At 38.7% G+C, this 10,212-nt stretch carries 6 protein-coding genes and 1 pseudogene; 3 read left to right on the forward strand and 4 right to left on the reverse strand.

Going from position 1 to position 10,212, the window contains the following annotated elements; genetic code table 11:
• The 3 genes and pseudogenes from LGZ98_RS10035 to LGZ98_RS10045 form a co-directional block, all read left to right on the forward strand.
• Positions 1-580 (forward strand): annotated as a pseudogene (locus LGZ98_RS10035) (DUF637 domain-containing protein); the annotation flags it as partial.
• Between the two features lie 968 nt (positions 581-1,548).
• Positions 1,549-4,152: a DUF637 domain-containing protein gene (locus LGZ98_RS10040; protein ID WP_390904669.1), complete on the forward strand. Its 2,604-nt coding sequence runs from the start codon at positions 1,549-1,551 to the stop codon at positions 4,150-4,152.
• Positions 4,149-4,631 carry an immunity 42 family protein gene (locus tag LGZ98_RS10045; RefSeq protein ID WP_262978037.1) on the forward strand — a complete coding sequence of 161 codons (483 nt, stop codon included), beginning with the start codon at positions 4,149-4,151 and terminating at the stop codon, positions 4,629-4,631. Before LGZ98_RS10040 ends, LGZ98_RS10045 begins: the two co-directional genes overlap by 4 nt.
• Before the next feature lie 512 nt (positions 4,632-5,143).
• On the opposite strand, the gene LGZ98_RS10050 is transcribed toward LGZ98_RS10045, so the two are convergent.
• The 4 genes from LGZ98_RS10050 to LGZ98_RS10065 all read right to left on the reverse strand — a co-directional run bounded on the left by LGZ98_RS10050 (position 5,144) and on the right by LGZ98_RS10065 (position 10,190).
• Complete coding sequence (locus LGZ98_RS10050; RefSeq protein WP_262978038.1) at positions 5,144-6,292, reverse strand: C2 family cysteine protease; 1,149 nt, start codon at positions 6,290-6,292, stop codon at positions 5,144-5,146.
• Between the two features lie 320 nt (positions 6,293-6,612).
• Positions 6,613-7,233, reverse strand: coding sequence for an L-threonylcarbamoyladenylate synthase (locus LGZ98_RS10055; protein ID WP_113041361.1), 621 nt, complete (start codon positions 7,231-7,233; stop codon positions 6,613-6,615).
• Between the two features lie 27 nt (positions 7,234-7,260).
• Positions 7,261-8,121 (reverse strand): RNase RNM, encoded by an 861-nt coding sequence (gene rnm / locus LGZ98_RS10060; RefSeq protein WP_113041360.1) that lies wholly within the window; start codon positions 8,119-8,121, stop codon positions 7,261-7,263.
• 200 nt (positions 8,122-8,321) lie between these two features.
• The gene (locus tag LGZ98_RS10065) at positions 8,322-10,190 is read right to left on the reverse strand and encodes a glycoside hydrolase family 18 protein (RefSeq protein WP_262978039.1); all 1,869 of its coding nucleotides are present in this window, start codon (positions 10,188-10,190) and stop codon (positions 8,322-8,324) included.
• Between the last annotated feature and the right edge of the window lie 22 nt (positions 10,191-10,212).

Consider the following 10,212-nt stretch of genomic DNA (forward strand, 5'->3'; position numbering starts at 1 on the left):
TAATAAAGCCTTGCTGCAAGCCAATAATAATATGTGGATACAGAAAAATGCACAAGGAGATAAAAGTCATCTTATTGAAAATAGATCTGCCACTATAAAGACGAATAAAGGCGATTTAGTTGCCAGATCTCATAAGATGCTCAATATAAGAGATCTTTATCTCCTTTCTAATATTAAACCTGAAAAAAACGATTTTCTTGACTTTAGTAATATTGATGATCTCAGTGACATGAGAAATTGGTTCTTTATAGAAAATTATGATAGCAGTTTAATTTCATCTGGAGGAAATTTATATATAAATAGTGATAATTTATTAAATATAAACAGTGAAATACATGGAAAAGGCGATGTATTTTTGACCGGAAGTCATTTTACAAGCACTAAATTTATAAATACTGAAAATCTATATAATGATAATGGAAATACCTATCCACATTTTATAATAAATAGTTCACATCCTGTATTTAATAATCCATACTATAAATACAGAAATAGGCAGGAAAACGACAGAGAAATATACCCAATGGATTTCAAGATGCATCGCGGCGGCAAGGGAACGAATCCCCGGGAGCATAGATAACTATGTGACCGGGGTGAGCGAGTGCAGCCAACAAAGAAGCAACTTGAAAGATGACGGGTATACATGTATTAGATAGAAATAACACAGATATAAAACAGCAAGATTGGAATCTTCTTCGAAATAATCCTTCTAATGAAACAAAAATTGACTCATTCACAAATAAGACAATGCTATCTTCTGGAAGGAATTTAGTTATTGATTTTCTTGGCGAGGTTAAAATTACGTCAAATAAGGAACTTATTAATGAAAACAAGTTGAATACGCCGATTACACCTGGCTGGAAAGAAAAAACATTAAATCTATTAAATGCAGAAACTGATGATATCAAAGTTAAAAATAATCTTATATTAAATGCAAATGGATTTACATTAAAATCAGCACGATTAAATGCTGAAAAAGATATCAACATTATCTCATCAGATGCTAACGTTGTCGATCTTACCGATTCTAAAATCATATCTAAATCAGGTGATTTATCTATACTTTCAACCTATTATAAAGCACCGTATGAATTTTGGGGTAAATTATTATTTCCAGATGCCATTAATATTTTATCAACGGTATTAAAAGGACATAATGTTTCATTAATAAGCAAAAATTCAGGAATATCCGCTTATAAATCTACAAGATTTAGTATCGGGCCTGATATTGATGATCGAAGTAATATAATAAACTCATCAGGAGATTTAACATTTTATTCAGGAACAAACTTAGATTTAAATTTTATCAATTATTTAACAAAAAACAAAAATACGACTTTAACTGCGGTCAGAGATATTAAAATAAGCAGAAGTGAAACCACTCTAGACTCATCCGAGTCCATATCCATTAATGGTGGTATAAATCTGGATATTAGTGGTGTAAAACTCATCGCAGGAAAAGACGTTATAATAAACTCTTCTCAAAATTCTACATTATGGGGAATTCCTATTACAGCTAATAGTATCTCTATATCGACGGGGAAAGATTTGAATGTAACCAACTCTGCATTGAATGCAACAGAAAACATATTGATGAATTCTGGTGGAGATCTCAATTTATCTGTTGCTTATGGTAATGTAGACGGTCTTCTGATGAGAGAAGGAAGAGTAAGCCACATTACTTCTGTTAATGCAGGTAATAAATTAACTTTAATAGCTAATGATAATATAAAGTTAGAAGGTTCAAGTTTAATTTCTAAAAGTGATATGACCCTCACTTCTGGTGGGTATACATACCTTAAATCCGCAGTAGATACTGAAAACACAAATTCCAGATCATCTATTACCCATAAAGAAGCCAAATTAACCAGCAGTAATAATTTAACCATTTTTACCGGAGAAGGTCTTTTATTTCAAGCAACTAAGCTTTTAGCTAAAGGTGTAATAGATATTGCTGCTAAAGGGGGTTATCTTTATGCACAAGCACAGGAAGATGTGACTGAATATACAACCTCCAGTACTAAACGTAAGTGGTATGGTAAAAAGAAGACTTCAACTACCACCCATCATTCAGTCACCAATAAAGTGACTGAATTTATTGCTGATGGAGATATTAATTTACTCAGCCGAGATGACAGTACATATGAAGCCAGCAAAATTGAAACAAATAAAAATGCCAGACTGACCAGTACACATGGAAAAATAAACTTTAAAGCAGTTAAAGACAGTTCTTTTGAACAGACCATTAGCCAGTCTAAAGGATTTTTCATTAAGAACAGAGATAGTGGTCATCGTGCAGAAACATGGGTGCTGCCTTCAGTTCACATTGGTGGAAAATTAACGATTGAGGCCGCAAATGGGATCAGTGCTGATATCAAAACACAGAAAGGACAATCCTTACAGGCGGTATTGGCTGCTCTTGGCAACACTTCTGAAACAGCCTGGTTAAAAGAGTTAAGCCAACGTCAAGATGTCAACTGGAATGAAGTTCAGGATGCTTATGAGAATTGGGATCATAAGAGCCAGCATTTAAATCCTGTCGTTTCTGCGGTTATTGCTATCTCCGTTGCTGTAGTCACAGCCGGGGCCGGGGTAACTGTAGCTGCTGCCAATAGTGCCGCGGGTGCAGCCAGTGGTGCCGCTACCGCAGCCGGAGCCAGTGCTGCAACTGCGGCAACAGTGAGTACCGCCACATACGGCGCAGTTTCTGCGGGTATCTCATCTCTAGCTGCTACGGCAGCGGTTAAGCTTATTAATAATGAAGGAAACCTATCGAAAACCCTTAAGGATATGGGAAACAGCGATACCGTTAAATCAACTGTCACATCAATGGCAATTGGTGGCGCACTGGCGGGTTTTGATAACGCCATGGGATGGGATAAAGCCGCCAATGGCGCTCAAATTGACCCGGCAAAAGTGACATTACCTAAACTGAGCAACGGCGACTGGAGCAAAGTGGCTCAACGGATCGCAGGTCAATCCATTATCAGTTCCAGCCTGGGTACAGCCATCAATGGCGGTAGTTTTAAGGACAATTTTACTACCGCATTATTTGCCAATATTGGCAGCCAGATTAACGCCGAAGGTGCCGGGTTGATTGGGGCTAACGGTCAGGTGTTAGATTTACCCGGAAAAGCTATCAGCCATGCGGCGGTTTCTGCCCTTGCTGCGGAAATTGGCGGCGGTGATGCCAAAGGGGCGGCGGCTGGAGCATTAGCCGCAGAACTGGCCGCGATAACATTGGATAAAACATTCAATGATCCAATGAAAATTCAGGCGGGTGGCAAAATCATCGGCAGCGTCGCAGGTGCCATTGCGACCAACAGCGCCAAAGGCGCTAACAGTGGGGCTAATGCTGGGGAAATTGTTATTCTCTTTAACCACCTGAACTCCATGAATGCCTACAATCTGGCCAGAGAGCTCCAGGAAGCCAATGAGCAAGGAACGCCTACCGAAGCAATCTGGAACAAATACAACAAACTGAGCGCTGCACAACGGGCAGACATGTTATCTCATTGTGCCGGGAATGGTGGGTTATGCACACTGACCTATCAGGCCGAAATGGAAGGAGGAATAAAAACAGCAGATGCCATCAATGGTCTGAGATGGATGTTTGGCTTATCGGCTGAAGATACTCATCGTCTCAGCCAGTTTGTGACGACAGAAAACCAGAACGATTTAGGGCTGTTGTATAACTCGCTGCCTGCTTGGGAAAAAGGTGCACTAATAGCCAAAGAGGCGGTAGAATCTGCCGGTATTGGTGGTGCTATCGGCAGCAAAGTTTCCGTTGCTTCGATTGTTGGGAAACACCGAGGAAGCGCAATACCAGTACCGGAACCCATAACCGCTTCTAATGGGTTAATTTACAAATCAAATCCTAAACATACTCCCGGAGGTGATGGAAATCGCAAAAATGCAGGAATAGAACCAAGAGATTCTCTAATTCTTTTTGAAAACTCTATACCAAGCTCAAAAAACTATAACAATAAAGAGGTTCGATTCTCAGTAGACAAGAACGGTAACGTTCACCGATTCGAAGGAACTAACGGAGAATATCATTGGAATGGCAGCACCGGAGATATTAACAATGCCTTAACAAGCAAACAGGTGCCAAGTGATATTCAGAAAAAACTAGGAGTGAAACTAAAATGATTTATGGTGATCCATTTTACTTTTCTCTTCAATTTGACATTGTTGAGTCATGGAACTCTCCAGATAACTTTTGGAAAAATGGAGTATTTTTTTTCTACTTAGAAGGGAATAAATTATTTGACATCGTTGATGTTTTTGAATTAAGAACAACAATTGGCTTTTACTCAAATATGAAAATAGATGAGTTGCCATGTAATGATATTCCCTTTGATCCTATTACCTTATACAGAAATGCAGAAAGTTATTTTACAGGAGAAGGAGAAGATCTTATTGATGGCTTGTTTGATATGACTTGTACTGCAATGGGGGATAATGGCTATTATATTTACTTTATGAAAACAAGCCAAAATGATCGCCTAATTTGGAGTATTGATGATGGGAATACAATAAAGGAGACATTATTACCTGCTGGTACAGTTCATTCTGTAATTCAAAAAATGTCACAATGTCCGTTAACTAAAATATCTACTAATGGCTAGTAAGTCTATATCCTATGGATTTCAAGATGCATCGCGGCGGCAAGGGAGTGAATCCCCGGGAGCATAGATAACTATGTGACCGGGGTGAGCGAGTGCAGCCAACAAAGAGGCAACTTGAAAGATGACGGGTATAGATAAAACTCTAATCCCAGTCAGCTACGGCTGGGATTACTTTAACTTTATATTAATATTTTCTATTTATCAGTCTGATACAGAGTTAGGATTAAAAATTTCAACCATCTCAGCCAGTTTGTGACGACAGAAAACCAGAACGATTTAGGGCTGTTGTATAATTCTCTGCCCGCCTGGGAAAAAGGTGCACTGATAACCAAATTGACTTACCCACTTATTCTTTCAATTATCAAATAATTAATAAATATAATTTCAAACAATATAATGGTGACCATAAATTATAAATTTCAGGCCACCATTTCATTAAATTACTATTAATTACCAGGTACTAATATTAAATTAGAGGCTTACAAATCAATCCTGACAAAACTGATATCCTATCACTCTTGAATTGGAGAGGGATTTGCAATACTTTTCAGTGAATCAGGAACAGTTTCTCTGAGATACATATCGCTGATTTTTGGTAAATTCTTAACATAGAGATCGTATGGCATCCAGAATGATTTTCCTTCAAATCGGTTATTCTGGAATATATCATTTTGCACGTCTTCTGGAATATTTTCCCATTCAGCAGAGCCCGGAGAATATGGACCTTTATATTTAACGAAATTCCACGGATTATGCAATCGTACTAACTTAATATCATTCCATTGCTGAGCATCTAATATTAAATAAGCATGACCTGATACCAAATCCGTAGAGTAACCCGTTCCTTGATAAGTCACATGATGTTTTATTTTGAAGATATCGATAAATTTTTCATCCCAAATACGATCCTGATTATCCCGATTAATACTGGTATTTTCTGTCGATTCTATACCAAAATAGATCTCATTACCGCCGCCTAAATTCTCATAGCTTCCATGCAATTTCGCAAATGCTTTTTCAATCAGGTAATACCAAAACTCATTTTTATCTTCCATATCAGAAAAACTAACTCGTGGCAGATCATCATCAATCAATAAATAACCAATTTTCGATTGATTGATGATTCTAATCGAATAAACCCCCGTTGGGTTATAAACCGGCGGATAGATAGCAGAAAATAACAAATTATGCCCTTCAGGATGGGATGCAATTGCCCCAATGGTACTAACAAAGCCGCAATTACCAAGATAAAGCTGGCCCATATCGATCATCTCTATCCCTTTAATAAACATGTTAGGGGATTCAATAAAATCTTTAATACGGTCATGCTTATCAACTCCCCCGCTTTGCCATTGCTCAGGAGGATATGAATCATCGACTAAATAGGCATTCTTCTCTGATAACGCTTTAATTAAGGTTAATACAGGATCTTTTGCATATAACGTGACGCCTTTAAAGTCAAAAGGTTCACAGGCAGCCAAAATATCATTTAATTCACTTAATTTTACCGCTTTATCAGGATCTCCGCTCAATGCTTCTTGCACTGATTTTTCAGCATATGCGTCACGTCCACATGCAATTAAATCCCTATCTGGTGATTTCGGCCATGCATGAACATTAGCGACATCAACTGGTTTATCGGAGAAATTAATAACTGACATTTTCAATATCCCTTGATTTTATAATGGATGAATAGCCTTGCGCTATTATTTATATTAAATAGCCCAGACCAAAGGTTTTATATCTAATGGTATAGTCAAATAATTGGCGAACACACTTACCTTTGGTTAGGTAAATATTTCCTTATCACGTTATTAAAATCAACTTAATTATTAAATAGATGATGGTTTTATTTTATTGAGTCAGTATTAATAATTCGAAACAATAATAACCATTTCGATTCAATTAAAAAACCAAAAATATAAAGCCTGCGTATAATATACAGGCTTTATATAGATTCTGAAAATAATTACTGCGTAGCTTATAAGAATGGCGTGATATTGCCAGCCCCTTCCCGTATTACAACCGGCGTATCCTCGGTTAAATCAATTACGGTGGTAGGTTGTTGCCCTAAATAACCCCCGTGAACAATCAGATCAACCCGTTTTCCCAAATTATCTTTAATTTCTTCAGGATCAGATTCAGCAAAATCATTGCCTGGCAAAATCAGGCTCGTGGACATCAATGGCTCACCCACTTGTTCAAGAAGCGCCAAGGCAATTGGATTAGATGGAACACGTAATCCGATGGTTTTCCGCTTATCATTCATCAAACGACGAGGGACTTCTTTCGTCGCACGCAAAATAAACGTGTAATTGCCCGGAGTATTATTCTTAATCAGACGAAAAGCCGGATTATCGACATAAGCATAAGTCGATATCTCCGACAAATCCCGGCACATTAAGGTGAAATTATGATGACTATCTAACTGGCGAATACGACATATCCGAGTCATCGAATCTTTATCTTCCAGATGGCAACCAATCGCATAACCGGAATCAGTGGGGTAAATAACCACCCCACCTTTTTTCAACACATCCACACTTTGCCCTATTAAGCGGGGCTGCGGATTATCTGGATGAATATAAAAAAACTGGCTCATAAATTACCTCTTAATTTTATGCTGCCCCTACAGTGACCAGTTACGCCATATTGGTACCACATCACCGGGTAACCACAATTTACGCCCTAACTCTATCCATGAACAAGGCTGGTGAAAATCAGAACCTAACGAAGCCATCAAATCATGTTCCCGTGACAACTGACCAAGATATTGCCGCTCGTTAGGTGCCTGCTGACACTGTGCAACTTCCATTGCATCACCACCATGTTGTTTAAACCAAACAATCAGACGCTTCAACCATTTGGTCGATAAATCATATCGTCCCGGATGCGCAATGACTGCTTGACCACCTGATTGATGAATGGCATCAATAGCTTGTTCAATTGTACACCATTGCGGTGGAACATATCCGATTTTTCCCTTTGCCAGATATTTTTTAAATATTTTCGCCATTGTTGGCTCTCTGCCCATTTCAATTAAATAACGGGCAAAATGGCCTCGTGTTATTTGTCCACCATTCGCTAATCGGCTCGCTCCTGCCCAAGCATCGGAAATACCCACCTTTGCCAGCTTGCGACCTATTTCAATTCCTCTTTCTTTCCTAAGTTCAGATTGTTTATTAAGTAATTCAATCATTGCATTTGACTGAATATCAATGTTCAGACCAATAATATGAATCTCGATATTTTGCCACAGTGTGGATATCTCAACCCCTGATATGAGCTTTAATGGCAAATCATGTTGGTTAATATATTCATGGGCCGGCAAAATAGCGTCTGTCGTATCGTGATCAGTCACGGCCAATACATTAACGCCCATTGCCACCGCTCGTTCGACCAATTCTGCTGGTGAAAGTAAACCATCCGATGCAGTCGTATGGCTATGCAGATCGTAAATTGTTACTAACTCAGTGGCTGAATTTGTCATTATCTCTTTCTCTGCCCAAATAGCTTAAATGCTTGATGGGATAGCTTAACGGTAAATGGTCGCGTTTTACAGAAATAATCATGTTCAGCCCTAGAATATCGGGTTGAACATGATTATTTTAAGCATGAAAAAACTAACAGATAAGAAAAGCAATATCCCTTTTTATTGGCAAAGAAAAATTAACCGGCGTTTTTCTTCACCTAACCAATAGATTTCAAATAATAGGGCTTACCCGGATTATAAAGTGGCCCCATGTCGATGGTTTCATCATTAGATTTGGCAATATAGCCCATCCCTTCTCTGGCCGCATTTGCCAACAAGCCACAATCCTGATCGCCTGACCAAGAAAATATGCCTCCCAGTTTATTCTTAGCGACATATTCCGCTTTTTGCTTCACCGTGCGAGGGGTATCTAATGAGATAAAGTGCCCCTCTTTTTCACTAAACAAGAAATCAGCATCAGCATTGGTATCTGTCATTAACACAAAGCCATTTTTCCCGGTAGCGAGAGTGTGTTCACTATCCAGATAATTATTAACAATATCAAAGAATTCAGGTGAACCTTTTTCCATTGTTCCTAATGCATCGCCAGTTTTATTATATTCGCGCGTTTCAAGATTTGCCCCTTTGCCCGCACGGCCATAGTTAGCATAACCTAAATGAATTTTCTCCAAAGGTATGCCAAGATCCTGATGTAAGTAATTGATAGCAACTTCCGCGGATAAATCAGATGCCTCTGATGGATCAGGATCTTTTGGCGAATAGAGATTAGTATGATGGCCGATATAAGGTGCCCAACCAGTACCAAAATAGTCGTAACTCATTAAGTAAATATTATCCAGACCATTTTTGACTAATTCAGCAATATTAGAGGTTTTTAATTTCGCTTTTACACCACTACAAGCAATGGAGATCTCTTTTCTATCCTCTCGTCCAAATCGACTATCCAAAGATTCACGTAATTCTTTAATTAACAGAGCATAATGTTCTCCATCTTTATCACTAATAACATTACCTTCCTCTCCCGGGCTTCCAGGATATTCCCAGTCAATATCGACACAACTGAACATAGGAAAACGCTCAAAGAAATCAACAATACTGTCAACAAAAACACGACGCAGTACCGCATCAGCCGCCATCACGGAGAAATAACCGGACATACTCCAGCCACCAATACTAAAAGCTAATTCAAGTTTATGGCCCGCTAAACGTGCCGTTTTTTGCAGTTCACGCAACCCACCTAATAAACCCGAAGCTCTCTTTTGTTGATAATAAGGCAAGAATGTTCCCGGACCGATAGCAGTATTCGCGCTTTCTTTCGGTAATCCCACATTACGGGCAGTTCCTAAATCACCATAAGGGTCAAGAGGGACAATATGGCCTTCAATAATTTTTATTTCACTCTGGCTATTCCAACCATCGGCAACCTCTTTGATTTTATCCCCTTTCACACCAGTATCACCGTAAATACCCAAAAAGCTGAATATTAATTTATCATAGGCAGTCACATTGATAGTGCTTAAATCAAACCCTCTTCCCCGATCACCAACCTTTTCATCCTCACCATCCAAACGTGCATCATATTGGCACCAATCAGTAATATAAGCAGAAAGTTTTGGCCTGGATTTATCGCTTTTATATTCATTAAACATCGGGCGACAAACACGCGTCGCAGTATAAGAAAGGTTACCCGCTGAACCATCAGGTTTAAAATTAACATCTGGTCGTTGATAGGTTTGTTCTGTAATCGCATCCGGTTGTAAAACCGGTGAAGGAATATCTTCGGTTGGATCAACGCGCCCATCGGTAGGATTTCCGTGCTGTTTTATCTCATCTTCCGTCGCTGGACGAATATATTTCCAGGCATTATGCGGTGTTCCCTCTTTAGCCGTAGGATCGGGAATATGCCAGCGCTCAACCCAATACGTATTGGTATAAACACCACTATTAAAAATAACATTATAAACTTGGCCACCTGCCTGATTATTCCATGCAGTTAATGGTTCACCAACAATATCACTGATGTCGGACATGGATTTCGATGAGGTATAAGTATATTTATTTACCATTTATAAACTCCAATGCGATTTA

Source organism: Photorhabdus kayaii, from assembly GCF_025384895.1.
GTDB classification, from domain to species: domain Bacteria; phylum Pseudomonadota; class Gammaproteobacteria; order Enterobacterales; family Enterobacteriaceae; genus Photorhabdus; species Photorhabdus kayaii.